Source organism: Nocardia colli (assembly GCF_008704205.1).
In the GTDB taxonomy this organism is placed as follows: Bacteria; Actinomycetota; Actinomycetes; order Mycobacteriales; family Mycobacteriaceae; genus Nocardia; species Nocardia colli.
Genome location: NZ_VXLC01000001.1, coordinates 908,244 through 933,484 on the forward strand (window position 1 = coordinate 908,244; position 25,241 = coordinate 933,484).

General features: G+C 68.2%; 24 protein-coding genes. 13 read left to right on the forward strand and 11 right to left on the reverse strand.

Annotated elements, in window-relative coordinates; translation table 11 throughout:
- Positions 1–7: 7 nt before the first annotated feature.
- Both F3087_RS04400 and lppU read right to left on the reverse strand, forming a co-directional pair.
- Entirely contained in the window at positions 8–1,468 is a 1,461-nt protein-coding gene (locus tag F3087_RS04400; protein WP_150400430.1) for an MFS transporter, read from the reverse strand.
- 83 nt (positions 1,469–1,551) lie between these two features.
- Complete coding sequence (gene lppU / locus F3087_RS04405; RefSeq protein ID WP_150400431.1) at positions 1,552–2,172, reverse strand: LppU family putative lipoprotein; 621 nt, start codon at positions 2,170–2,172, stop codon at positions 1,552–1,554.
- 232 nt (positions 2,173–2,404) lie between these two features.
- Between lppU and F3087_RS04410 the strand changes: the two genes are divergently transcribed.
- From F3087_RS04410 to F3087_RS04445, 8 genes are all read left to right on the forward strand, one after another.
- Positions 2,405–2,944 carry a DUF6764 family protein gene (locus tag F3087_RS04410; protein WP_150400432.1) on the forward strand — a complete coding sequence of 180 codons (540 nt, stop codon included), beginning with the start codon at positions 2,405–2,407 and terminating at the stop codon, positions 2,942–2,944.
- A 49-nt stretch (positions 2,945–2,993) separates the two neighbouring features.
- The gene (locus tag F3087_RS04415) at positions 2,994–4,268 is read left to right on the forward strand and encodes a serine hydrolase domain-containing protein (protein WP_150400910.1); all 1,275 of its coding nucleotides are present in this window, start codon (positions 2,994–2,996) and stop codon (positions 4,266–4,268) included.
- A 42-nt stretch (positions 4,269–4,310) separates the two neighbouring features.
- A complete protein-coding gene (locus F3087_RS04420; protein WP_150400433.1) occupies positions 4,311–5,702 on the forward strand; it encodes a cytochrome P450 in 1,392 nt (463 codons plus the stop codon).
- Positions 5,703–6,005: 303 nt separating this feature from the next.
- Positions 6,006–6,911: a L,D-transpeptidase gene (locus F3087_RS04425; protein ID WP_150400434.1), complete on the forward strand. Its 906-nt coding sequence runs from the start codon at positions 6,006–6,008 to the stop codon at positions 6,909–6,911.
- Between the two features lie 170 nt (positions 6,912–7,081).
- Positions 7,082–8,011 (forward strand): carbohydrate ABC transporter permease, encoded by a 930-nt coding sequence (locus F3087_RS04430; protein WP_150400435.1) that lies wholly within the window; start codon positions 7,082–7,084, stop codon positions 8,009–8,011.
- Between the two features lie 71 nt (positions 8,012–8,082).
- Positions 8,083–8,874, forward strand: a complete 792-nt coding sequence (locus F3087_RS04435; RefSeq protein ID WP_223884868.1) for a carbohydrate ABC transporter permease — start codon at positions 8,083–8,085, stop codon at positions 8,872–8,874.
- Positions 8,875–8,890: 16 nt separating this feature from the next.
- Entirely contained in the window at positions 8,891–10,219 is a 1,329-nt protein-coding gene (locus F3087_RS04440) for an ABC transporter substrate-binding protein (protein WP_150400437.1), read from the forward strand.
- 69 nt (positions 10,220–10,288) lie between these two features.
- Positions 10,289–11,443: an ABC transporter ATP-binding protein gene (locus tag F3087_RS04445; RefSeq protein ID WP_150400438.1), complete on the forward strand. Its 1,155-nt coding sequence runs from the start codon at positions 10,289–10,291 to the stop codon at positions 11,441–11,443.
- A gap of 21 nt (positions 11,444–11,464) precedes the next feature.
- Here F3087_RS04445 and F3087_RS04450 read toward each other — a convergent pair whose 3' ends face one another.
- The 3 genes from F3087_RS04450 to F3087_RS04460 all read right to left on the reverse strand — a co-directional run bounded on the left by F3087_RS04450 (position 11,465) and on the right by F3087_RS04460 (position 14,813).
- Positions 11,465–13,483, reverse strand: coding sequence for a M13 family metallopeptidase (locus F3087_RS04450; RefSeq protein ID WP_150400439.1), 2,019 nt, complete (start codon positions 13,481–13,483; stop codon positions 11,465–11,467).
- 87 nt (positions 13,484–13,570) lie between these two features.
- On the reverse strand, positions 13,571–13,951 hold the full coding sequence (locus F3087_RS04455; RefSeq protein ID WP_150400440.1) for a DUF397 domain-containing protein: 381 nt from the start codon (positions 13,949–13,951) through the stop codon (positions 13,571–13,573).
- Positions 13,952–13,961: 10 nt separating this feature from the next.
- Positions 13,962–14,813 (reverse strand): Scr1 family TA system antitoxin-like transcriptional regulator, encoded by an 852-nt coding sequence (locus tag F3087_RS04460; RefSeq protein WP_150400441.1) that lies wholly within the window; start codon positions 14,811–14,813, stop codon positions 13,962–13,964.
- Positions 14,814–14,950: 137 nt separating this feature from the next.
- Between F3087_RS04460 and F3087_RS04465 the strand changes: the two genes are divergently transcribed.
- A complete protein-coding gene (locus F3087_RS04465) occupies positions 14,951–15,478 on the forward strand; it encodes a hypothetical protein (RefSeq protein WP_150400442.1) in 528 nt (175 codons plus the stop codon).
- Here F3087_RS04465 and F3087_RS04470 read toward each other — a convergent pair.
- Both F3087_RS04470 and F3087_RS04475 read right to left on the reverse strand, forming a co-directional pair.
- Positions 15,447–15,944, reverse strand: a complete 498-nt coding sequence (locus F3087_RS04470) for a DUF4190 domain-containing protein (RefSeq protein ID WP_150400443.1) — start codon at positions 15,942–15,944, stop codon at positions 15,447–15,449. The two genes, F3087_RS04465 and F3087_RS04470, sit on opposite strands and share 32 nt — an antisense overlap.
- Before the next feature lie 186 nt (positions 15,945–16,130).
- Positions 16,131–16,904, reverse strand: a complete 774-nt coding sequence (locus F3087_RS04475; protein ID WP_150400444.1) for a pirin family protein — start codon at positions 16,902–16,904, stop codon at positions 16,131–16,133.
- A gap of 236 nt (positions 16,905–17,140) precedes the next feature.
- Between F3087_RS04475 and F3087_RS04480 the strand changes: the two genes are divergently transcribed.
- Both F3087_RS04480 and F3087_RS04485 read left to right on the forward strand, forming a co-directional pair.
- Entirely contained in the window at positions 17,141–17,605 is a 465-nt protein-coding gene (locus tag F3087_RS04480) for an NUDIX domain-containing protein (protein WP_150400445.1), read from the forward strand.
- 37 nt (positions 17,606–17,642) lie between these two features.
- Positions 17,643–18,992 (forward strand): MFS transporter, encoded by a 1,350-nt coding sequence (locus F3087_RS04485; protein ID WP_375907490.1) that lies wholly within the window; start codon positions 17,643–17,645, stop codon positions 18,990–18,992.
- Positions 18,993–19,014: 22 nt separating this feature from the next.
- Here F3087_RS04485 and F3087_RS04490 read toward each other — a convergent pair whose 3' ends face one another.
- Positions 19,015–19,551, reverse strand: a complete 537-nt coding sequence (locus tag F3087_RS04490; RefSeq protein ID WP_150400446.1) for a hypothetical protein — start codon at positions 19,549–19,551, stop codon at positions 19,015–19,017.
- A 136-nt stretch (positions 19,552–19,687) separates the two neighbouring features.
- Between F3087_RS04490 and F3087_RS04495 the strand changes: the two genes are divergently transcribed.
- Positions 19,688–21,262: a DUF4185 domain-containing protein gene (locus tag F3087_RS04495; protein ID WP_150400447.1), complete on the forward strand. Its 1,575-nt coding sequence runs from the start codon at positions 19,688–19,690 to the stop codon at positions 21,260–21,262.
- 1 nt (position 21,263) lies between these two features.
- On the opposite strand, the gene F3087_RS04500 is transcribed toward F3087_RS04495, so the two are convergent.
- Both F3087_RS04500 and F3087_RS04505 read right to left on the reverse strand, forming a co-directional pair.
- The gene (locus F3087_RS04500; RefSeq protein ID WP_150400448.1) at positions 21,264–21,953 is read right to left on the reverse strand and encodes a 5-oxoprolinase subunit B family protein; all 690 of its coding nucleotides are present in this window, start codon (positions 21,951–21,953) and stop codon (positions 21,264–21,266) included.
- Between the two features lie 2 nt (positions 21,954–21,955).
- Entirely contained in the window at positions 21,956–22,711 is a 756-nt protein-coding gene (locus F3087_RS04505) for a LamB/YcsF family protein (protein WP_150400449.1), read from the reverse strand.
- 166 nt (positions 22,712–22,877) lie between these two features.
- On the opposite strand from F3087_RS04505, the gene F3087_RS04510 reads away from it, so the two are divergent.
- Positions 22,878–23,693 carry a hypothetical protein gene (locus F3087_RS04510; protein ID WP_150400450.1) on the forward strand — a complete coding sequence of 272 codons (816 nt, stop codon included), beginning with the start codon at positions 22,878–22,880 and terminating at the stop codon, positions 23,691–23,693.
- On the opposite strand, the gene F3087_RS04515 is transcribed toward F3087_RS04510, so the two are convergent.
- Positions 23,690–25,150 (reverse strand): CCA tRNA nucleotidyltransferase, encoded by a 1,461-nt coding sequence (locus F3087_RS04515; RefSeq protein ID WP_150400451.1) that lies wholly within the window; start codon positions 25,148–25,150, stop codon positions 23,690–23,692. The two genes, F3087_RS04510 and F3087_RS04515, sit on opposite strands and share 4 nt — an antisense overlap.
- Between the last annotated feature and the right edge of the window lie 91 nt (positions 25,151–25,241).

Below are 25,241 nucleotides of genomic sequence, written 5' to 3' on the forward strand. Positions count from 1 at the left end.
TTTCTCGTTATGGCGCCGGTTTCTCGGTGTGCGCCGGTGCGAGCGCGGGACCGGCGACGCCGCACTGCGGCAGGCAGTCGACGCTGTCCAGGGTGGCGGGCCGACGCGGCGGACGCAGCAGTGCGGCCGCGAGCAGCGAGCCGGCGACCAGTAGGCCGACGCAGATCCAGACGGCCTTGCCGAACCCAGCGTTGAAGGCGACCGGATCGCCCAGGGCGCCGGAGATTCCGGCCAGACCTGGCAGCGCCGCGACGGCGAGCAGCTGCGCGGTCCGCGCGACCGCGTTGTTCACCCCGGACGCGATGCCCGCCTCGCTGGACGGCACCGCGCCGAGCACGGCCCCGGTCAGCGGGGCGACCAGGGCGGCGAGACCGAAGCCGAAGACGAGCACGCCGGGCAGTACGTCGGTGAAATAGACGGTGTCCGGGCCGATTCGGAGCAGCAGAACCAAGCCGCCCGCAGCGAGCAAGGGGCCGACGGTCATCGGAATACGCGGGCCGTGCATTTGCGCCCAGCGCCCGGCCGGCGCCGAGAGCACCAGCATGATCAGGGTGATCGGCACCGTCGCCACTCCCGACATCAGCGGCGAATACCCCGCCACCAACTGCAATTCCAGCACGAGCAGGAAGAAGACGCCGCCGAGCGCCGCGTAGACCGCGAGCGTGACCAGGTTGGCCGCGGTGAACACCCGGGAGGCGAACAGCACCGGCGGCACCAGCGGATGGTCGCTGCGCAGCTCGATCACCACGAACGCGGTGAGCAGCAGCACGCCCGCCACCAGCAACACCGGCATGGTCTCGATCAGGCCGAAGGTCAGCGCGCCGAGCGCGAGCGCGACCACCACCGCACCCGGCACGTCCAGCCGGGCCTCGGCGTTCGGATCATGGCTCTCCGGCACGTGTTTCAGCGCGACCAGCACCACGACCAGGGCGAGCGGCACATTGATGAAGAAGATGGAGCGCCAGCCGGCCAGCTCGATCAGCCAGCCGCCCAGGAACGGCCCGAACGCGCCCGCCACCCCGCCGAAGCCGGACCACAGGCCGATCGCCGCGCCCTGATCGCGGCGATCGATGGACGAGGAGATCAGCGCGAGGCTGCCCGGCGTCAGCATGGCGCCGGCGACGCCCTGCAGGATGCGCGCGAACACCAGCATCTCGATGTTCATCGCGGCGCCGCACAGCACCGAGGCCAGGGCGAAACCGATGGTGCCCCAGACGAACACCTTGCGCCGGCCGAGGCGGTCGCCGAGCGAGCCGCCGAGCAGGATGAACGAGGCCAGGGTCAGCGTGTACCCGTTCAACGTCCATTGCAGCCCGGCCACGTCGGTGTTCAGGGACTCGCCGATCCGCGGCAGCGCGATGTTCACCACGGTCGCGTCGAGCGAGGCCACGGACGAACCGAGGATGGTGGCCAGCAGAATCCAGCGGCCGGTGGCCGATTTCAGCCGGGGAAGATCAGTCGTGCTCACCGGCTCAACTTAGCCCTCCGGCACCCGATTGCCCGGGAGTTCAGCGCTGGGCGAAGGTGTCAGTTCACCGACCGGGCGGGCAGTCAGATCTCCTGCACGCAGACGACGAAATGGCGCTGCTCGTAGACGTATCCGGTGCCGCTGCCGCAGACGTTCACGTCGTCCGCGCCGTCCACCCGCTTGACCACCTTGACGCCCTTGACCGGCGCGGCGCCGGTGCAGTCGATCCGCTTGGGGTCGTCGCCGCCGACATCCATGCAGCCGCCGACGACCCAGTCGATGTCCAGGCAGTACGCGCCCTGCTCGATGCCGTTGAGCGTCTCGGCGTAGTAGTTGTCGGCGTCGCCGACGCACTGGGTGCTCTTCGGCGCCTTGCCGATCACCTTGTAGTTGGCCGCGCGGCTGCCGCAGGACGCCTTGGTGATGGTGGCGTTGGACGTGGTGCCGCCGAGCGTGACGCAATCGCCCTCGTTGGCCTGGAAGTCGGTGTTGCCGCCCTTGCTGGTCGGCGTGGGCTTGCTGGTGGTCGGCCGGCCCGAGGACGGCTTCGGCGTGCTGGTGATCGAGACGGCGTTGATGGTGCCGTTGTCCACCGCGGGCTGCGCGTGACCGCTGACCGTGGAACTACAGCCGACCAGCGCGAGCGCGGCCGCCGCGACGAATGACGCAAACGCGACACGACCCCAGGTCAGTTGACCAGACACGAAACAGTCCTCCCGAGCTGTCACGCTCCGAACTCACGCCCCCGTAAGAATCCGAAGTAAACAAGATAAAGCTGCGCTTGCAAATACACGCCATGCATACACCATCCAACGCGCACACGTCGACTCGACCGCGCGGCCTCGCGCATTCGCGACTCGCAAGCGCTCTTTGGAATCGAGGTTCCAGCAACCGATCTGAGTACAGTGGGGTTTCAGAGTTCGAGAGGAGTTGCCCGTGAAGCTGATCAGCGTGATCGTCTGCTCGGCCGCCGCGGTACTTGCCTCTCTGGCGTTGCCCGGCGTCGCCTCAGCTACCGATGTGCATTGCACTTCGGAAAACGGGACCGACATCACAGTCATCGACGGCCGCACCGCCTGCCGGGCCGCCACCGACCTGCTCGGCCAGGCGAAATCGTTCGGCATCGACGGTGTCGGGTACGCGAACGCCACCGCGGGCGCCACCGCGATCGGCGTCGGCGTGCGCGGCGGGGTCGGCGCCAGCAACGGCGCGGGCGGGATACCGATCGCGCTGGGCGTGGGGCAGGACGCGATCGCCCTGAGTTCCATTGACAGCACCGAGGTTTCGCAGAGCCCCGGGGTGCCGATCATCGCGGTGTCGGTCGCGCTCGACGGCTCGCGGGCGAGCGCGCAGACCGCCGAACGCTCCGTGGTCTGCCTGGGTGGCGGCGCTTTCGCCTGGAATTCACGCACCGGCGACACCTGCCTCAGCACGCCTTTCGGCCGCTGGCAGACCCCGGTACACCAGCTACCCTGAGGGACGCACCCGTGATCAGCGGTCAGGAGGTGACCCCATGGTTTCGGCAATGGCAGCGGGCGGCTTCGATGCCGCCGACCCGGCCGGCGGCAAGCTCGCCGCGCCCAAGGAAATGCTGGTCGACCCGCGATTCATTCGCCTGGCCGATCAATTCTTCGGCATGTTCACCCAGCCGAATCGCGGCGGCGGCGCCTTGGCCGTCTATCTCGACGGCAAGCCCGTGGTGGACATCTGGGGCGGCTGGGCGGGCAAGGATCGGCGCTGGAACGGCGACACCGTCGCGCTGACCTTCTCCACCGGCAAGGGCGTCGCCTCGACCGTGGTGCACCGGCTGGCCGAACGCGGCCTGATCGACTACGACGCACCGGTCGCCCGGTACTGGCCCGAATTCGCCGCGCACGGCAAGGACGACATCACCGTGCGCGATGTGCTCTCCCACCGCGCGGGGCTGCATCGGGTGCGCGGCCTGGTGCCCGGCCGCGAGGGCATCCTCGACTACGACGCGGTGATCAAGGCGCTGGCCGACAGCCCGCCGGACCCGCGCCGCATCCGCACCTCGGGATATCACGCCATCACCTTCGGCTGGCTGGTCGCCGAGATCGTGCAGCGGGTCACCCGCGATCCGTTCGTCGACGTGGTGCGCCGGGAGATCGCCGAGCCGCTCGGCCTGGACGAATTCTGGTTCCGGGTGCCGGAATCGGAGCGCTATCGGATCGCCAAGATCTTCCCGCACCTGAGCCCGCCGGGCATTCGCTGGAACACCGCCTCCTCGGTGCTGTCCTGGGTGCGCCCGATCCGCGGGCTGGCCGAGGCGGGCATGCCGGAGAGCTTCGACGAGCTGGTCCGCGACCCGCGGGTGCACGACGCGGTGATGCCCGGCTGGAACGGCGTCTTCTCGGCGCGCGCGCTCGCCAGGATGTACGGCGCGCTGGCCAACAGGGGACGGGTCTTCGTACCGCGCCCGGGCGGCGCCGAGACCGTGCAGTTCCTGCGGCCGGAGACGATCGAGACGATCAACCAGGTGCAACCCGCCGAGAGCCGCGACTACGTGCTCGGGCTGCCGCTGCGCTTCACCCTCGGGTATCACCGCCCGGTGCTGATGTCCAAGCAGCAGCCGCGAAAGGCGTTCGGCCACTACGGCGTCGGCGGGTCGGGCGCCTACGCCGATCCGGAGCTCGGCATGTCGATCGCCTTCGTCACCAACCGGCTCGGCAACGCGGTGACCGCGCTCGGCGACGCCCGGCTGGCCCGGTTGGCGGCGACCGCGCGGAACACGGTGCGCCGGGCCAAGCCCACGGTGATCGTCGACGAGACGGATTCCTGACGCGCGTCGAACCTACCGGCCGGTGAGTTCGTAGCTATAGATATGGACGTGGGCACAGCCGAGCCGCGCGCAGGCACCGCACCGCGCGCACCGCGGCTGATCGTGCTGCACGCGCTGGCCGCGGGCATCGACTTCGATCGGTACTTCCGCTGGCGTCGAGCGCGCGAGGGCGATCCGTTCTTCGTCCGCTTCCCCGGCTTCGGCTCGGCGCTGTTCACCGGCACGGCCGCGGGCGCGCGCGAGGTGTTCCGCGCGCCGATCGACGCGCTCGAACCGCCGCGGCCCAACCCGATCGAACCGCTGGTCGGCCCGGCCTCGCTGATCCTGGCCGCGGGCGAGCGGCATCGCCGCGACCGCGCGCTGCTCGCCCCGGCCTTCCACGGTGCGCGGATCCGGGTGTACGGGGAGATCATCCGGGACTCGGTGGTGCAGGAGCTGGCCGGCGGGAGCGGTCAGGCGTGGCAGCCGGGCGTCCGGATCGATTCGCGCGCCGCGGCCAGGGCGATCACGCTGCGGGTGATCCTGGAGGCGGTGTTCGGCGTGGACAGCCACGAGCGCCGGGCCGAATACACCACGGCGGTCGCCGAATTCCTCACCGCGTTCTCCGGGCCGCTGATGCTGGTGCCGGTGCTGCGGCACGGACTGTTCGGGCAGGCGCCGTGGGATCGGTTCGTCGCGGCCCGGGCGCGGCTGGACCGGCTGATCCTCGACGACATCGCGCACCGGCGCACCGGCACCGGGGAACTGGCCACCGACATCCTCGGCATGTTGCTGAGCACGCGCTACGACGACGGCACCGCGCTCACCGACGCCGAGCTGTGCGAGCAACTGCGCACCCTGCTGGTCGCCGGGCACGAGACCACCGCGACCACCCTGGTCTGGGCGCTGTTCCACCTGCACCGGGAACCGTCCACGCTGGACCAGCTGCGCGCGGAGTTGCGCGCCGCCGGACCCGAGGTCAGCCCGGTCGAGCTGGCCCGGCTGCCCTACCTGGACGCGGTGTGCCAGGAGACGCTGCGCCTGCACCCCGCGGTGCCCATCGTGGTGCGCAGGCTGACCGCGCCGTTCACCCTGCGCGGGGTGCCCCTCGCCGCCGGGGACACGATGGGCGTCGCGGTGCCGTTGCTGCACTCGGATCCGCAGGTATGGCCCGACCCGCGCCGGTTCCGGCCGGAGCGGTTCGTCGAGCGCAAGTACGGGCCGTTCGAGTTCGCGCCGTTCGGCGGCGGGCATCGGCGCTGTGTCGGGGCCGCGCTGGCCGACTACGAACTGCGAATCGCGTTGGCTACCATCGTGAACCGGGTGCGGTTGCGGCTGCCCGCGCGGTATGCGAACGGCCGTGCGCCAATGTCGGTGCCGCACAACATAGCAACCGGTCCGCATCGCTCGATTCCGTTCGTCGTCGAGGGTGATTTACATCACGAAGGCGTTTGACGGCAGCCGCATACCGAGCGACCAGCGGCATCGATCTACGCACCGGACTCGCCGACGTGACCGGTACCTTTCCGGAAGCCGACCAACCACCGACCGGTTATGTGACGGCTACCACACCGAGCGGTCTGAACGAATCACTATGAAACGCAACTGGCTTCGAGCCGCACCGGGACGGTAGGAAGGATGAGGGTCGGGCCGTCAATACCCGTGGGGTGAGCTCTGCCTGCTCCACGCCGATGAGAGATCTCGTGGCACACGTGCGTCCGCGCGGGTGCGCCGAGAGATGGAATGGACGAGAAACCTATGCATGTCGCTTCGCACACCGGGTCGCTACCTGCCCATCGCAGGGGAGCTCAGCTAACCCGCAGGCTGCGGGCTGGCGCCCTGTTGTCCGCGACGATCGCGGCGGGCGTCCTCCTGGTCGCCCCCGCCGACGCCGAGCCGTTCCCGTTCGGCTCCGGTTCGGCCGGTTCCGCACAGGACCCGGCGCCACAGCAGCAGCCGAATTTCGCGCCGCCGTCGATCAACATCGCCGACGGCGAGGAGGTCGGCGTCGCGCAGCCGATCATCATCAACTTCAAGGACCCGGTGCCCGATCACGGCGCCGCGGAGAAGTTCATCAAGGTCACCTCGTCGAAGGCCGCGCCGGGCCACTTCTACTGGCGCGGCGACAAGCAGGTGCGCTGGCGGCCGAACGAGTTCTGGCCGGACAACACCGACGTGACGGTCGAGGCGGGCGGCACCCGCAGCGCGTTCCGGATCGGCGACGCGTTCGTCAGCACCGCCGACGACAACACGCACACGATCACCATCACCCGCAACGGTGAAGAGGTGAAGACGATGCCGACCTCGATGGGCAAGACCAAGCACGAGACGCCGAACGGCACCTACGTGGTCGGCGAGCAGCTGCGCAAGATGATCATGGATTCGTCCACCTACGGGGTGCCGACCACCGACCCCGAGGGCTACAAGCTCGAGGTCGAGTACGCGACCCGCATCTCCAACAGCGGCATCTTCGTGCACGCCGCGCCGTGGTCGGTCGGCCAGCAGGGCGTCTCCAACTCCAGCCACGGCTGCCTCAACGTGAGCACCGAGAACGCCAAGTGGTTCATGGAGAACTCGCGCAAGGGCGACCCGGTGGTCATCGTGAACACCAAGGGCGGCTCGATCGGCACCAGCGACGGCCTGGCCGGCGACTGGAACGACTGACCTTCCCGCACAACCCAAGACACGTCATCGAGCCGAACATTACGATCAATTAGCTGAAATGCTGATCGTGATGTTCGGCTTCTTGATTCACTGGGCGCGTGCTCGAGAAGTTCAGCGTTCGTCCGGACAGCGTTAACCGACTGTTTGCTCCTGTCCGTAGAGTGCGCGACGTGCGAGCTAAGCCGGAACGAGTACTACCCCAACCGCGCGGACGCGGTTTGCGGAACCGGCCCTGGCAGGACTACGTCCTGTTCCTGATCTTGGTGGTACCCAATCTCGCGCTGCTGACACTGTTCGTCTACCGGCCGTTGATCGACAACATCCGGCTCTCCTTCTTCGACTGGAACATCTCCGATCCGGTGGCCACCTTCATCGGGGTGGACAACTACACCGAGTGGTGGGGCCGGTCCGATTCCTGGGACATCGTCACCAACACAGTCGTTTTCACGCTGGCCGCGGTGGTCGGCAGCATGGTGCTCGGCCTCGCGCTGGCCATGCTGCTGGACCGGAAGCTGTTCGGCCGCAACGTGGTCCGCTCGGCCATCTTCGCGCCGTTCGTGATCTCCGGCGCCGCCATCGGCGTGGCCTTCCAGTTCATCTTCGATCCGAGCTTCGGCCTGGTCCAGGACGTGCTCGGGCGGCTCGGTGTGGACAACGTGCCGGACTTCTACCAGAACCCGCACTGGGCGCTGTTCATGGTGACGGTGACCTACATCTGGAAGAACCTCGGCTACAGCTTCGTCATCTATCTGGCCGCGCTGCAAGGGGTTCGGGCCGAGCTGATGGAGGCGGCCGAGATGGACGGCGCGAGCCGCTGGACCACCTTCACCAAGGTGTTGCTGCCGCAGCTGCGCCCGACCACGTTCTTCCTGTCCATCACGGTGCTGCTGAATTCGTTGCAGGTCTTCGACATCATCAACGTGATGACCCGCGGCGGGCCGCTGGGCACCGGCACCACCACGATGGTCTACCAGGTGTACGAGGAGACCTTCCGTAACTTCCGCGCCGGGTACGGCGCGACCGTGGCCACCATCATGTTCGTCGTGCTGCTGGTGGTCACGCTGGTGCAGGTTCGCGTCATGGATCGGAATGAGCAGTGAAAAGCGCAGGCGCTGAGACCAATTCCTACCAGCGGCGCCAGCTCGGGGTGCAGCTGCTCGGCTACGCCGCGATGGTGTGCGTGCTGATCATCGTGGGCGTCCCGCTGTTCTGGATCCTCATCACCTCGGTGAAGGACCGCCCGGACATCTACGTGCAGCCCGCGGTGTACTGGCCGCACAGCTTCCATCCGGAGAACTACCAGGACGCCACCACCAAGCTGCCGTTCTGGACCTTCTTCCGTAATTCGGTGATCGTCACGGCGACCATCTCCGCGGTGAAGTTCGTGCTCGGCGTGCTCAGCGCGTACGGGCTGGTGTTCCTGCGGTTCCCCGGCAAGTCGGTGGTGTTCCTGGTGATCATCGCGGCGCTGATGGTGCCCAACCAGATCACCGTGATCTCCAACTACGCGCTGGTCGCCCAGCTCGGCTGGCGAAATACGCTGGTGGGCATCATCGTTCCGCTCTGCGGCGTCGCCTTCGGCACCTTCCTGATGCGCAACCACTTCCTGTCGCTGCCCTCGGAGGTGATCGAGGCCGCCCGGATGGACGGCGCGAACTGGTGGCGGCTGCTGGTCAAGGTGGTGCTGCCGATGTCGGGGCCGACCATGGTCGCGTTCGCGGTGGTCACGCTGGTCAACGAGTGGAACGAATACCTCTGGCCGTTCCTGATGGCCGACGGTCCCGAGGTGGCCACGCTGCCGGTCGGCCTGACCCTCTTGCAGAACACCGAGAATCCGAGCGTCACCAACTGGGGGCCGGTGATGGCGGGCACGCTGCTGACCATGCTGCCGATTCTCGTGGTGTTCCTGCTGCTGCAACGCCACATGATCAAAGGCCTCACCTCTGGTGCGGTCAAGGGTTAGATACAGGAGAAACCACGTGTCCACTAATCGATTCCCCGCGCTGTCCCGGCGCGGATTCATCGGGCTGGCCGGCGCCGTCGCCGCGGGCGCGGCGCTGACCGCGTGCGCGGGCAGCGGCGGTGGCGCCAAGCAGTCCGGCGACGCCAACACCATCAACTTCTGGTCCAACCACCCCGGCAGCTCGAAGGATCAGGAAGCCGAGCTGATCAAGCGCTTCCAGGAGAAGTTCCCCGAGCTCAAGGTCAACCTGATCGACGCGGGCAAGAACTACGAGGAAGTGTCGCAGAAGTTCAATGCGGCGCTGTCCGGCGGCGAAGTGCCCGATGTCGTTGTGCTCTCCGATGTCTGGTGGTTCAACTACGCCCTCAACGGCTCCATCGAACCGCTGGACGGGCACTTCGGCGACGCCGGGGTGAAGCTGGACGACTACGTCGACTCGCTGGCCGCGGACTACCTGTTCAACGGCAAGCACTACGCGCTGCCGTACTCCCGCTCGACGCCGCTGTTCTACTACAACAAGGACGTCTGGGCGAAGGCCGGCCTGCCGGACCGCGGCCCGAACAGCTGGCCCGAGTTCGACGAGTGGGGCCCGAAGATCCAGGCCGTGGTCGGCGACGGCAAGCTCGCGCACGGCTGGGGCGACGCGAAGAACTACCTGGCCTGGACCTTCCAGGGCCCGAACTGGACCTTCGGCGGCGCGTACTCCGACCAGTGGAAGCTGAAGTTCACCGAACCCGGCTCGATCGCGGCGGCGCAGTTCTTCCGGGACATGATCCACACCAAGAAGTACGCGGGCATCAAGCCGCAGATCGCCGTCGACTTCGGCACCGGCGTGATCGCCTCGACCATCGCCTCCACCGGCGACCTCAAGGGCATCAAGCAGAACGCGGAAGGCAAGCTGCAGTTCGGCACCGCGAACCTGCCGCACCCGAACGGCCCCGGCGTCACCACCGGCGGCGCCGGCCTGGCGATCCCGGCGAAGATCTCCGATCAGCGAAAGGTGAACGCGCTCAAGTTCATCGAGTTCATCACCAACGCCACCAACACGGCGTACTTCTCCCAGGCCACCGGGTACATGCCGGTGCGCAAGTCGGCGGTCACCGATCCGAGCGAGCAGGACTTCCTGGCGAAGAACCCGAACGCGAAGGTCGCCATCGACCAGCTGCCGCTGACCAAGTCGCAGGACTACGCCCGGGTGTTCGTGCCCGGCGGCGACCAGATCATCGGCACCGGACTGGAGCAGATCGGGCTGCAGAACGCCGACCCGGCAACGGTTTACGCCAATGTCACCAGTCAGCTGCAGGCGATCATCGACCGGCAGATCACCCCGAAGCTGCCCAAGTAATACCCGCATCCGGTGGCGGCCGCCGCGCGTGGCCGCCACCGTGAGTTTCACACGAGGAGATCGACGCCCATGGCCACAGTGCAGTTCGACGGTGTGACGCACCTGTATCCCGGGGCGCCGACACCCGCCGTCGACCGCCTGGACATCGACATCGCCGACGGGGAGTTCATCGTGCTCGTCGGCCCGTCCGGCTGCGGCAAGTCGACCAGCCTGCGCATGCTGGCCGGGCTGGAATCGGTGGAGGCGGGCCGAATCCTGATCGGCGGCAAGGACGTCACCGCCCTGCCGCCGCGGGCGCGCGACGTGGCGATGGTGTTCCAGAGCTACGCGCTGTACCCGAACATGACCGTCGCGGAGAACATGGGCTTCGCGCTGCGCAACGCCGGCATGAGCAAGGCCGACACCCTGGTCCGGGTGCAGGAGGCGGCGAAGATGCTGGAGCTCGAGCAGTTGCTCGACCGCAAACCGGCGAAACTGTCCGGCGGGCAACGGCAACGGGTCGCGATGGGCCGGGCGATCGTGCGCAGGCCGCAGGTGTTCTGCATGGACGAGCCGCTGTCCAACCTGGACGCGAAGTTGCGGGTCAGCACCCGGTCGCAGATCGCGGCGCTGCAGAAGCGGCTCGGCACCACCACGGTCTACGTCACCCACGATCAGGTGGAGGCGATGACCATGGGCGACCGGGTGGCCGTGCTGCTCGACGGCAAGTTGCAGCAGATCGCCGCGCCCCGTGAGCTTTACGACAATCCGGTGAACACCTTCGTCGCCGGCTTCATCGGCTCGCCGGGGATGAACCTGCTGGAGGCGCCGGTGCGCGACGGGGCCGCGGTGCTCGACGAGCTGCGTATCCCGGTGCCGCACACGGCGAAGACCGGCGATCGGGTGATCGTCGGGATCCGGCCGGAATCGTGGGAGGTGACCACCGAGGACGGTGCGCTCACCGTCGCCGCCGAGCTGCTCGAGGAGCTGGGCTCGGAGTCGTTCGTGTACAGCCACGGTGTGGCCCGCGGCGAGAGCGATGGGCCCGGAGGAGGTAGCTTGCGTAACCACGCAGGGCCCCGGGATCGCCGCAATCCCGATGCTGCCTGGAACAGCCGCTCCGGCAAGGTGGTTGCGCGGGTGGACCGCCGGTTCCAGGTCGCGCTCGGCGATCAGCTGCGCCTGCGGCCCAAGCTCGACGACGTGTTCTTCTTCGACGCGACGACCGAGGAACGCCTGCGCTGAGGCGTCCCTCGGTCCGCGGGTCTACCAGATCTTGACCCGCTCGGCCGGGTCCAGATACAGCGCGTCGCCCGGGTTCACCTGGAACGCCTCGTGGAAGCTGTCGATGTTGCGAACGACTGCGTTGCAACGGAATTCGGGCGGCGAGTGCGGGTCGACGGTGAGCCGGCGGATGGCCTCCTCGGTGCGCGCCTTGGTCCGCCAGACCTGGGCCCAGCCGTAGAAGACGCGTTGCAGGCCGGTGAGGCCGTCGATCTCCGCGGGCTCCTTGCCGTCCAGGGAGATCTTGTAGGCCTGCAGCGCGATGGACAGCCCGCCCAGGTCGCCGATGTTCTCGCCGATGGTGAATTCGCCGTTGACCGTGTGCTCGTCCGGGAGTTCCTTCGGCGAGAGCACGTTGTACTGGTCGATCAATGCCTTTGTGCGCTTGCCGAATTCGGTGCGGTCGTCGTCGGTCCACCAGTCGACCATGTTGCCGTCGCCGTCGTACTTGGCGCCCTGGTCGTCGAAGCCGTGGCCGATCTCGTGGCCGATCACCGCGCCGATGCCGCCGTAGTTGGCGGCGTCGTCGGCGTTCATGTCGAAGAACGGCGGCTGCAGAATCGCGGCGGGGAAGACGATCTCGTTCATGCCGGGGTTGTAGTAGGCGTTGACCGTCTGCGGCGTCATGAACCATTCGTCGCGGTCCACCGGGCCGCCGAGCTTGTTCAGGTCGCGATCGTGGTCGGCGGCGTAACCGTTGCGGTAGTTGCCGACCAGGTCGGCCGGGTCGATCCGGACGTCGGAGTAGTCGCGCCACTTGTCCGGGTAGCCGATCTTCGGGGTGAACTTCTCCAGCTTGGCCAGCGCGGCCGCCCTGGTGTCCGGCCCCATCCAGTCCAGCTCGGCGATGTTGCGGCGGTAGGCCTCCTGGAGGTTTTCCACCAGCTCCACCATCCTGGCCTTGGCGTCCGGCGGGAAGTGTTCGGCCACATACAGTTTGCCGACGGCCTCGCCGAGCAGGTCCTGCACCAGCGAGACGCCGCGCTTCCAGCGCTCGCGGATCTCCTCGGCACCGGTCAGCGTGTGCCCGTAGAAGGCGAAGTTCTCCGCGATCAGCTCGTCGGTGAGATACGGTGCGCGCGCACGCAGCACCCGCCAGGCCGCCCAGGCCTGCCAGTCGGCCAGTGCTTCCTCGGTCCACACCCGTCCGAAGGTGTCCAGGTAATCCGGCTGCCGGACAACGACTTCGGCGAGCACCTCGGGACCGGACGCGGAGACGTGCTCGGCCAGGGCGGAAGCCCATGCGGCCCAGTCGAACTCGGGGTGCGCGGCGACCAGTTCGGCGAAAGTGGTCAAGTTGTAGCTGAGTTCGGCGTCGCGGCGGCGCACCACGTCCCAGTGACCGGCGGCGAGCTTGCGTTCCAGCTCGAACACCCGCTGCCCGACCGTGTCCAGGTCCTGCGGCAGCAGGTCGGCGATCCGCGGATCCGCCGCGGCGAGGGCGAACATGCGGCCGATGTGCGCGATGTATTCGGCGCGGATCTCGGCGGATTCGTCCTGCCGGTAGTACGACTCGTCGGGCAGGCCGAGGCCGGACTGGGTGGCGTGCACCAGGTAGCGGGTGGAGTCCTTGTCGTCGGTGTCCACGTAGAAGTTCACCGCGCCGCCGACGCCGGTGCGCTGCAACGTGCCGAGCAGCGCCGCGAACGCGCTGCGATCGGCGATCTGTTGGATCGCGGCGAGCTCCGCCGAGATGGGGGCCAGGCCGGCCGCCGTGACGGTCTCGGTGTCCATGAAGCTGGTGAACAGGTCGCCGATCTTGCGGGCATCGCTGCCGGGCTCGGCGGCCTGCGCGGAGGCCTGCTCGATGATCACCTGGACGTCGCGTTCGGCCTGGTCGTAGAGCGCGCGGAAGGCGCCGTCCACCGCGCGGTCGGCCGGTATGTCGTAGTCGTCCAGCCATTTGCCGTTGACATGCGCGAACAGGTCGTCCTGCACCCGTACGGCCTGGTCAAGGTAGGACAGATCAATACCGGAGGGACTGTTCAGCTCGGAAGTCACGCTGTCCAGTATGCCGACGCGCGCAGAAATCGGCCCCCGACTGCGGACAGCCGGGGGCAACGGGTCATGGATTTGGCAGTGCGTCGGTCAGACGGTGAGCGCGACGCGGTCGAACTCGCCGTCGCGGGCGCCGAGCAGGAAAGCGTCCCACTCCTGCGGGGTGTAGCCGAGCACGGTGCCGCCGTGCTCGAGCGTGGTGTGCCCGTCGGCGCGGGTGTGCGCGATGAGCGCGCCGGACGGTCGTCCGGGCACGCGCACGCTGTCGAGGAACGTGGTCCACTCCCGGGCGGTGACGGTGATGATGGGTTCGTCGGCGGGGTGGTTGGCTGGATTGCGGCGGTACTTGCTGTCGCGTACGAGCACCGCGTCACCATCGAAGCGGACCTCGACACATTGGTTGCCGTTGTTCGATCGAGTCGACCGGAACCAGTCGGTGCAAACCGACCGGGAAGTAGCGGTGGTGGCCATGGGCCGGATTTTACACTCGGGCATACGTCCTGATCAGGGTCGATGATGCGACACGGTCCAGCGACTGCTCCTGCGCGCGCACGTAGGCGAAGCTCAGATCGCGGACCAGTTCCGGGTCGTCGACCGCCCCGCCGAACACCGCGCTCTCCGCCCAGCCGAAGGTCGGGAGCTGCTGGCCGGCGAAATCGATCAGGTGAAAACTCGACCCGCCGAGCACCGCGCCCGCGGTGGCGGCGAACGGGATGACCCGCACCTCGACCGTGTCCAGCTCGTCGATCAGCTCGGCCAAATGTGTCAACTGCGCGCGCAGCACCTCCGGCCCCCCGGTCTGCTGGAGCAGCGTGCCCTCGCCGATCACCGCGGTCAGCTCGACCGGTTCCTTGCCGCGCAATCGTTCCTGCCTGCGCATGCGGATCGCGACCAGCTGATCGACCTGTACCGGACGGATCATCACGTCGGAACTGATCAGCGCGCGGGCATAGTCCTCGGTCTGCAACAGGCCGGGCACCACGAGGCTGTCGTAGCTGCGGATGCTCTGCGCGCCGGATTCCATGCCGTAGAGACGCTGCAGTTCCGGGCCGATCAGCGCGGAGGACTTGGTCCACCAGCCGCGCTGCTTGCTGGCCTCCAGCAGCGCGAGCAGCTCCGCGCGTTCCTCGGCCTCCACCTCCAGCAACTCGAGCACCGGGCCGATGGTGTTGCCGGTGAGCACGCGCCGGCCCTTCTCCACATGCGACCAGTTGGCCGGGGTGAAGCCGACCCGCTTGGCGAAGCCCGCCGAATCGAACCCGCGCTGTTCGCGCAGCTCACGCAGCCGCAACACCAGTTCCCAGCGCGCAACGGTAGGCGAGACGGGTGCCATGACAGGCGATCGTACGCGGGGTGGACTCACCGGCGTGTGACTATTGTCAACCCAGTTGTGCGGCATTAGGGTCGGGTTTCAGCGGTCGATTCTCTCCCCCCTTCACGCGATCCACCCGCATCGAGGCGAGGAACGTCATGAGTTTGTCCCGCACTGAATCAGGCAGTTATCCCGCATCCTCCGATTACACGACGATGCAGGACGCCATCGCCCGCTGCCGCCGATATCGCAAGGACCACGGGCTCTATGGCGTCGTTGACCCGGCGCTCGGCCGGATCATGCTGGAGGTGGGTGCGGTCGGGGCGGTCGTGATGCCCGCCGCGCTCGGCCGCCGGGTGCGGGCGCGGCTGACCGCGGCGGCGCCCGACGACCGGGCGGGACCGATCATCGCGCACCCGCGTTCGGACCGGTGGACGTTCCTCACCGGTCCCACCGACAACTCGTATCTGGACACCGAACTGTTCGCCGACCTGTTCCGGGTCTGCGCCTCGGTCGCGCTGCCCGGCAGCCACATCGTGCTGCCCTCGCCGGCCGACGAGGGCAGCGGCTACCGCAAGTGGATTGCCGAGCCCGAGCGCGACTTTCGCCCGGAAATGAGCGACGTGCTGGCCGCTACCCGGGCCTGCGCGGCGGTCAGCGGGGAGTCGGCGCCGGCGGCGGAGTGAGGGTGACGCTGAACTTGTCCTCCAGCCGCTGATTCCATTCGCGCTCGCACTGGTCGACCTTGGACTGGTCGCCGCCCGCCTTGTTCACGCAGTCGACGAAGTCCTTGCCGCCGCTGTTGACGAAGAAGCTGTAGCCCACGACGGTGACCACGATGGCGCCGATCAGGCCCAGCGCGCCGAGGATCAGGCCGGTGATCGCCATCCCCGCGCCGCCCGCCCGGCCGGACCGGGTCTTCACCAGCGCGACGATGCCGAAGATGACGGCGAACGCGCCGAACAGGTAGCCGCCGACCAGCGTCCAGAAGCTCAGCAGCGCGATGATGCCCAGCACCAGCGCGGTGATCGCCAGGCCCTTGCCCTTCGGCGACTCCTGCCAGTACGCGGGCTGACCAGGCTGCTGGCCGCCGGGCGGCTGGCCGTACCCGGGAGGCGGTGGGTATTGGCCGGGAGGCGGGTATTGCGACATGGACTTCCTCTCCGTCGGTGCCTCGCGCCGCTCGATCCGGACCAGGTGGGCCGGCGGGTACGCGGGGATCGCCTACTGATCGCATGCGCTACGGGCGGATGTTAATGCGAGGTATGCCCATTTTGTCGCAAGCCGGCGGCGTCCGGTGCCTGGACGCGCACGGCGGGATCGATTCAGGCCGTCCGGCTACTGTGCGCCGAGGCGCGCGTGCATCTCCCAGACCAGGATTTCCGACGGCCTGCGGGCGATGACCCGCTGGCCGCCGGTGCGGGTCAGCCGGACCGCGTCGCCCTCGTCCAGGGTGCCGACGCCTTCCATCTCCACCTCGCCGCTCGCGACGAAAACATGCAGGTAGGGGGCGTCGGGCAGGTCTATGACGTGCTCGGGGTCGCCGGACATCCGGGCCACGTGGAACGCCGCGTGGCTGCTGTTGATGGCGATGGCGGTGCGATCGCGGTAGCGCGGCAGGCCCGCGGCCACGGTCACCAAACCGCCGGCGGCCAGCTCGTCGTCGATCTCGAGCTGCTGATAGCCGGGTGTGAGGCCCGGCTCATCGGGGACCACCCACATCTGCACGAAATGCACCGGCTCGTCGTGCCGGGCGCCGTCGATGCGCCACGCGTCGTTCTTCTCCGAGTGCAGGATGCCGGTGCCGGCGCTCATCCGCTGGGCCAGCCCCGGATAGATGATGCCGCTGTGGCCGAGCGAGTCCTGATGGACCAGGCTGCCGCCGAGCACCCAGGTGACGATCTCCATATCCCGGTGCGGATGCGTGTCGAAGCCCTGACCGGGGGAGACCACATCGTCGTTGTTGACCAGCAGCAGGCCGTGGTGGGTGTTGTCCGGATCGTAGTGCTCGCCGAACGAGAACGAATGCTTCGAATCCAGCCAGGAGACCCGCGTCTTCATGCGGTCGCCTGCTCGATGGACGTCGATGTGTGGTGTCGTGAGTGTGGACATCAGGTCCTCCTCTCGGGACCGTGCACCGATCACCTTTCAGGGTAGGAGCACAGACGTCGCGGTACTCCACATTCCTAGTAAATTGTCCTGCACTCGGCATTTTACGCGAGCGACCAGCGGGTGAACGTCAGGCGAGCAGCACCGGCCGATCCGGCGACCCGGTGGGCGAACGCTTCCCGCGCCCGGGCCGGGTTCGTAAAATGATGCGCCGCAATGCAACCGGAGGTGACGAACAGATGCGACCCGAGACCCTCGCGCGCATCGAGCGACAACTCCGCAGCGAGGCGCGCCGCGACGGCATCGCCCACTTCGTGGTCGGCGTCGCGGTGTTCCGCGACCGCAAACTCCTGGTCGTGCGCCGGGTGCCGGACGACTTCCACGGCGGCATGTACGAACTCCCCGGCGGCGGAGTCGAATCCGGCGAGACCTTCGCTCAATGCGTGGAACGCGAGCTGTTCGAGGAGACCGGCCTGCGCGTGCGCCGGATCACCGACTTCCTCGGCGGCATCGACTACGCCACCAGAACCAAGTCCCGAGTGCGTAAATACAGCTTCCTGGTGGACGTCGAGCCGGGCGAGGTGGCGCTGGAGCCCGGCGAGCACGACGCGTTCGCCTGGATCGATGCCGGCGCCCTCGACCAGCTGCCGATGGCGCCGGACATGCGCGCGGCGGTCAGCGCCCTGGTCACCGACGCGCACTGATTCGGCGCGATCCGGCCGCAGCCAGTAACCTCGCGGCGTGTCCACTGGTCGCTCGGAGAGCTCCATTCCCTCGGACGAGCGGCCGGAGCCGCTGTGGACCGCGCTACGCCAAAGCCCGGGCGTGCTGCGCCTGGCCATCGTGCGGTTCACCGGTCAGTTCGGCGACGGGATGTTCCAGGCGGCGCTGTCCGGGGCGATTCTGTTCAATCCCGAGCGGCAGACCGATCCGCTGGCGATCGCCGCCGGATTCGCGGTGCTGCTGCTGCCGTATTCGCTGATCGGGCCGTATGCGGGGGCGCTGCTGGATCGGTGGGATCGGCGCACGGTGCTGCTGGTGGCGAATGTGGCGCGGGCGGTGCTGATCGCGCTGGTCTGCGCGGGACTGCTGGCCGGGCTCGGCGAGACGCCGCTGCTGTTGCTCGCGCTGGCCGTGGTGGGGATCAGCCGGTTCGTGTTGTCGGGCGTGTCGGCGGCGTTGCCGAAGGTGCTGGCCAAGCACTGGCTGGTGCCGATGAACTCGGTGCTGGCCACGGTGGCCTCGGGGTGCGCGGGGCTCGGCGCGGCCACCTCAGTGGCGGTGATCGGGTCGATCGGGGCGGGCGACTTCGCCTCGGCGGTGGCGGTGGCGATCAGCGGTCTCGGGCCGGTGGTCAGCGCCATGCTGGCGGCAGGCTTCGCGCCGCGGGTGCTCGGCCCGGACGCGGGCGTGACGTCCGGCGAGAGCACGGTGCGCGCGATCGCCACCGGCCTGCGCACGGGTGCGACGGCGGTGTGGGAGTCGGTGCAGGTGACCACCGCGATGCTGGGCATCGGTACGCACCGAATCGTGTTCGGCATCAATACCTTGATCATGGTGCTCGTGCTGCGGCAGGGACCGGCCCACGGTTCCGCGTTGAGCAGCGGGCTGCTCGGTTTCGGGGTCGCCATTGCCGCTATCGCCGCGGGCATGCTGGTGGCGGCCGTGGTCGCGCCGCTGCTGATTCCGCGCCTCGGCCGATCGAAGACGGTGGTGGCCGGCCTGCTGACCGCGACGGTGGTCCAGTTGACGCTGGTCACCCCGATCGCCATCGTGGACGAGGGCGCGGCGGTGCCGCACGCGCACAAACTCTTGCTGGTGGGCGCGTTCCTGCTCGGGCTGGCCGGGCAGACGATCAAGCTGACCGGTGACGCGACGATGCAGATGGATATCGATGACGCGCGGCGCGGGCAGGTATTCGCGTTGCAGGACACGGTGTTCAATATCGCGTTCATCCTGGCGATCGCCGCCGCGGCGCTGGTTATCCCGGACGACGGGCGGTCGTTGCCGGTGATTGTGGTGGGTGCCGGAATCTATTGCGCGGGAATTGCCGCCATCGCGCTCAATATGCGGCGGCGGAAGATCGGCTGAAGAATATGCGGCGCGGTCGAATTCAGGTGATGACCGGATCGTCGTCCAGGTGCCGTCCGGTCGGATTCATCCGCTGCGCCAGATAGTCGGGTAGGTCGTCCGGCGGCCGGTGCGACGGTGGCGCGTCTTTGAGCACCGGATGCGGCGGCGGCTGATCCTCGACCTGAGACAAGCCGGGGAGCGAATCCTGCGGTGCGACATCGGCGGCCGTGTGCTGCTGGGCCTCCATATGGTCGGTGCGCACGATCCAGTCCAGCGGCTCGCTGACCGCGTCGGACGCGGTGCCGGTGATCTGGTGATTCCAGGTGCCGAACCCGGTCGGGTCGGTATAGAAGTGGTCGAGGACCCCGTCGTTGTCCAAGTCCAGGGCGGCCACGTCGGCGATGCCGGAACCACAGGTGTCCCACATGGCGTCGTCGGCGAGACCGTCACCGTCGAAGTCGAGCTGGACCGCGTCGGCCGAGGCCGAGGCCGGGCCGGCCAGTTCCAGATCGGCTTGGCTGTGCCAGACGTGCACCGTGCCGTCGCCCGTGCCGAACACGTACTCGATCTCGTTCATATCTCTTTGGACGCGCGCGACCGACATTCGGTTCCCTATTTCGCCCGGCCTATTCCGGTAGGTTCCTTTTCACTTCGGCCCGATTCGACAGGAGTCAGCGACCCATGGGTTTTCCGGCGCGGAACCGTGATACCTGATGCGCCGCTTCGGAAGTCGATCCGCCGGTGTTCCGGCATTGTTCGGTGCGGTGCTCGGCGGGCTGTTCGTCCTGCCCGTCCCGGCCGGGCAGGCCGCGCCGTTCCCGTGGGCGCCCGCGCCGGTGAACAGTTGCGGCGAGGTCGGTTTCGATCCGCTGAATCGCGAGCGCGATCCCGCACTGCCGCCGCTACCCTCGGTGGTATTACCCGAGCGGATCGACATCCCGGTGCCGATTCCGCAGCTCACGCCGATCACGGTGCCCGGCCCGGAGCCGGACAGGACCAGGATCGACCCGGGTCCACCGGCCACCGATCCGTGCCACACACCGTGCCCCGAAGTCCGCGATATCGCGAAACCGCCTGAGCCGAACCCTGATCCGAGCCCGTTCCCGGACACCGGAACCCCGCCGGGTCCGGGTTCGGCCGAGCCGATCAAGGTGCCGCGCATCGAATTCAAGCCCGAGATCGAACCGATCCCGGTGCCGGTCCCCGGCGGACCCGGCGTCGCGCCGCAGCCCGCACCCCCGTTGGTGACCCACCCCGCGGAACCGGGACCACTCGCCGCGCCCGTGGCCGAACCGCGCGTCACGTCGGTGGAACTGGCGGGCCAGATCACCGGACACGGCTCGCAGAATCGCACCGACCTGCGCTGGCAGGTGGACGGCACCGACCTCGGCGTCATGTGGGAGACCAAGCCGGGCGAGGTCGCCGTCGTGTTCGGCGATACCTTCGGCAAGGGCTGGCAGGCCGGCGGCGCCGGGCACGACGACCAGGACTGGCGCAGCAATGTGCTGGGCTACAGCACCGATCACGAACTGTCCGACGGCATGTCGCTGGACACCATGGTGCAGGACAGCCGCTGCCACGCCGCCGAGATCCTGGACAGCCGCAAGCTCAAGAACTGGGAAACGACCACCATTCCGACCTCCGGCTTCGCGCTGGGCGATCGGCAGTATCTGAGCTACATGTCGGTGAATCGGTGGAGCCGCATTCCGGGACTCTGGTCGAACAACTACGGCGGCCTCGCCTACTCCGACGACAACGGGCGCACCTGGACCAAGGATCAGCATGCCAAGTGGGACAACCTGTTCGGCGTCGGCCGGTTCCAGGTCGCGGCGATGGTGCCGCAGGGGGACTACGTCTATATGTTCGGCACGCCCAACGGACGCGTCGGCGTGATCGGACTCGCGCGAGTGCCGAAGGACGAGGTGCTGAACACCTCCGCCTACCAGTACTGGGTGAACGGCAGCTGGGCGCCGGCCGCCGAAAACCAGGCCACCCCACTGGTTCCCGGCCTGGCCAGCGAGGTGTCCGTGCGCTACGACCGGGACAACGCGCAGTGGCAGATGGTGTACCTGGACTCCGGTCGCGGCGCGATCGTGGCGCGCAATGCCGCGGAACCGCAAGGTAGTTGGACCGAGGCGGCGCAGCTGCTGTCCACCGCCGACTATCCGAAGTCCTACGGCGGCTTCATCCATCCGTGGTCGACCGGCAAGGATCTGTACTTCACCATTTCGTCCTGGGACAGCTACAACGTGTATCTCATGCACGCTCAACTGGATTCGGCGAACTGAGTCAGTCCGCGACGAACTGGACGGAACCGCCCGCGCGGATCAGTGCGGGCGGATCGCGGCCCACGTCCCACATCCGCAGGTCGGTGGTACCGATGAGGTGCCAGCCGCCGGGGGTGCTGCGCGGATAGACGGCCGAGTAGCCGCCCGCCAGTGCGACCGCGCCCGCCGGGATGGTGGTGCGGGCCTGCGGTCGGCGCGGCACGGTCAATCGGCCATCGGATGACTCGAGATAGCCGAAGCCCGGGGCGAATCCGACGAACGCGCATCGCCAGATCGTGCCGGTGTGTTCGGCGATCACCTCGGCTTCGGTCAGTCCGAGCAGTCGCGCGACCTCGGCGAGATCGGCACCGTTGTAGCGCACCGGCACGACCAGGGGATCGTCCGGAGAATCGTGGTCCGGCAGTGTTCCACGGGAAACAATGCCCGAATCCTGTTCTGCCGTCGGCTGTTGCAGCTCGCGCAGCAGGGCCGCCAACTCCTGCCGGACGGATTCCGCGTGCTCCGGCGAAAGCAGCGTCACGAGAACGGTTTCCGCAGCTGGTAGGACGTCTTGCGTACCCTCCGGCGGGCAAAGACGCAGAGCAGCAACCAGTTTCGCTATGTCGTCATGGTGCGCCGGCAGTACGAGCAGCGCGCAATCGCCGGCCGCCCGGATCTGCCGATCCGGGTCCGCCGGTTCGCGGTCCGTCATCCTCAGCCGAACGATTCGACCGGCACCCCGACCTCGTCCAGGGCGGTGCGAATGAGCCGCGCCATCTCGACCGCGGCGGGGGTGTCGCCGTGCACGCAGATGCTGGCCGCGCGCACCGCGACCTCGCCGGACCCGTCCACCGTGCGCGCCGTGCCCGACATGGCGATCGAAACCGCCTGCGTGACCGCCTCGTTGGTGCCGAGAACGGCGCCGGGCAGTCCGCGCGCGGCGAGCGTGCCGGCCGGCGTGTACGCGCGATCGGCGAATCCCTCACCGACGAAACGCACCTTCGCCGCCTCCGCCGCCTGCTCCAGCTGCGAGCCGGCCGGACCGAGCAAGGCCAGCTCCGGGTCGTAATCGACCAGCGCGCCCAGCACCGCGTCCGCGAGCTGCCGGTCCCGGGACGCCGAATGGTAGAGCGCACCATGCGGTTTCACGTACCGCACCCGATCGCCGGCCGCCTTGGCGAACGCGTCGAGACTGCCGATCTGATACAGCACCTCGTCACACAACTCGGCGGGCACCATGGTGACCTCGCGCCGGCCGAACCCGGCCAGATCGCGATAGCCGACGTGCGCGCCGATCCGGACGCCCTTCTCCACGGCGAGCCCGCAGGTCCGGCGCATGATCGAGGGGTCGCCCGCGTGGAACCCGCAGGCGATGTTGGCGCTGGTCACGATGTCGAGCATGGCCGCGTCGTCGCCCATCTTCCACGGACCGAAGCCCTCGCCGAGATCACTGTTCAGATCCAGCGGCATATGCACCCTTTCCGTGGCGGTGTGTCGAGACAGCACCCGATTGTGGTTGTGACGGTGGTCTACAAGCAAGAATGCCCGGTCAGTGCGGGGTGGTAACCGCCCGAACGCGACCTGGGTCACAGGTCGATGGTCCAGTTCAGCGGCGGCAAGTACGCTCGGACCAATCATGGCCACGTATTTCGATCCGAAGTCCTGGTCGCCGCTACGGGCCGTCGATCTCGGCAAGCGCCTGTTCGAGCAGTCCTGGCTGGAACAGTGGATCACCGTCACCACCTCCTGGGTGGACGCAGGCGCCGACCTCGGTGCGGGCACCGTCACGGCGCTGCTGCCGGACGCCCTGATGACCGTGCTCAGCGAAGGCATCCTGAGCCGCTTCGGCGGGCAGGAGGTCAGCGCCACGCTGCTCGGCCACGACCTGCACGCCACCCTGCAGGTGCTGAAGGTCCGCCGCCGGGGCGCGCATTTCCAGACCAAGACGGTGTTGTCCCGGCTGCGCTGGGACAACCATCCGATCGAGGCCGTGACCGTGATCGCGCACGGCGTCCGCCTGATTCCGGGCGTGCCGACGAAGGTACGTGCGTCGCAACTCGACCTCGAGGGCACGGTCACCACCGCGGCGCTGGTCGGCTGGATCAACAGCCAGCCGCTGGATTGGGTGCTGGATATAGATGACAGCGGACTGATCCGGGCCAAACATCGGCGCCGGCGGCTGACCGCGCTGGTGGACGCGTCCGTGACGGACAACCGGGTGACCGTCGATCTGCGTCGCGCCGCCTGGCTGGGCGTGCGGATGCCGCGCCGGATGATCGGCACGCCCGCGCTGCTGCTCGAACAGCTACCGAATCAGGCGCGCATCGTGCACGCCACCCGCGACGGCGACCTGGTCCGGTTCCGGATCGAACTGCCGGAGATCACCGGGTCGTTCGATCTGGCCCAGATCCGCTCCGCCATCGTCACCGGAACGACGCTGATCGTCTTCTAGGCCTGGGCTTTCCACCACTCCTGCAAGGCCGACTCCGCCTCGTCACGGGTCATCGGCCCGCGATCCAGGCGCAGCTCCTTGAGGAACCGCCACGCCTTGCCGACCGCGGGACCCGGTGGCAGGCCGAGCAATTCCATGATCGCGTTGCCGTCCAGGTCGGGGCGGACCTTGGCCAGATCCTCCTGCTCCTGCAGTTTCGCGATGCGCGTCTCCAGGTCGTCATAGGTGCCGCGCAGCGCGGCGGCCCGGCGCTTGTTCCGGGTGGTGCAGTCGGCGCGGACCAGTTTGTGCAGGCGGGGGAGCAGTTCGTCGGCGTCGGTGACGTAGCGGCGCACCGCGGAATCGGTCCACTGCCCCTTGCCGTACCCGTGAAAACGCAAGTGCAGGAACACCAGCCGGGCCACGTCCTCGGTGAACTGCTTCGGGTACTTCAGCGCCCGCATCCGCTTGCGCACCATCTTCGCGCCGACCACCTCGTGGTGATGGAAGCTGACGCCGCCGCCCGGCTCGTTGCGCTTGGTGTCCGGCTTGCCGATGTCGTGCAGCAGCGCGGCCCAGCGCAGCACCAGGTCCGGATCGCCCTCCTCCAGGTCGATGGCCTGCTGGAGCACGGTGAGCGAGTGCCAGTAGACGTCCTTGTGCTGGTGGTGCTCGTCGATCTCCAGCTTCATCGCGGGCACCTCGGGCAGCACCCGCTGGGCCAGTCCGGTCTCGCACATGATGTTGATGCCGTCGATCGGGTGCGCGCCGCCGATCAGCTTGTCCAGCTCCACCCGGACCCGCTCGGCGGTGATCCGCTCGATCTGCTCGGCCATCGCGGTGATCGCCGCGTGCACCCGCGGATGCAGCTCGAAGCCGAGCTGGGAGACGAACCGGGCGGCGCGCAGCATGCGCAACGGGTCGTCGTTGAACGAATCCTCCGGCGCGGCAGGCGTATCCAGCAGGCCGGCCAGCAGCGCGTCCATCCCGCCGAGCGGGTCGACGAACTCCAGCGAGCCGTCCGCGCCGATCCGCACCGCCATCGCGTTGACCGTGAAGTCGCGCCGGACCAGATCTTCCTCGAGATTGTCGCCGAAGGTGACCTCGGGATTGCGCGAGACCCGGTCGTAGTTGTCGCTGCGGAAGGTGGTGATCTCCAGCTGCTGACCGCTCTTCGACCCGCTGACCGTGCCGAACGCCAAACCGCCGGTGTCCCACAGATGATCGGCCCAGCCGCGCAGCAGCTGCTGCACCACCTCGGGGCGGGCGTCGGTGGTGAAGTCCAGATCGGTGCCGAGCCGGCCCAGCACCGCGTCGCGCACGCTGCCGCCGACCAGATACAGCTCATGACCGCTCGCCGCGAACATCTCGCCGAGCGGTTCCAGTACCTCCGACAGCCTGCCCAGCGTCACCGCCGCGGCAGCCAGCAATCGGGTACGTCTATCCAGCTCTGCGTCCTCGGACTCGGTCGAAACCACGAAACAGCAGCTTACCGAGCCCTACCGAGCGAGATTCCGGCGCAGTGCCGGTTGCGCGGGGCGTGCGTCCGCGCAAATCCAACACAGTAGG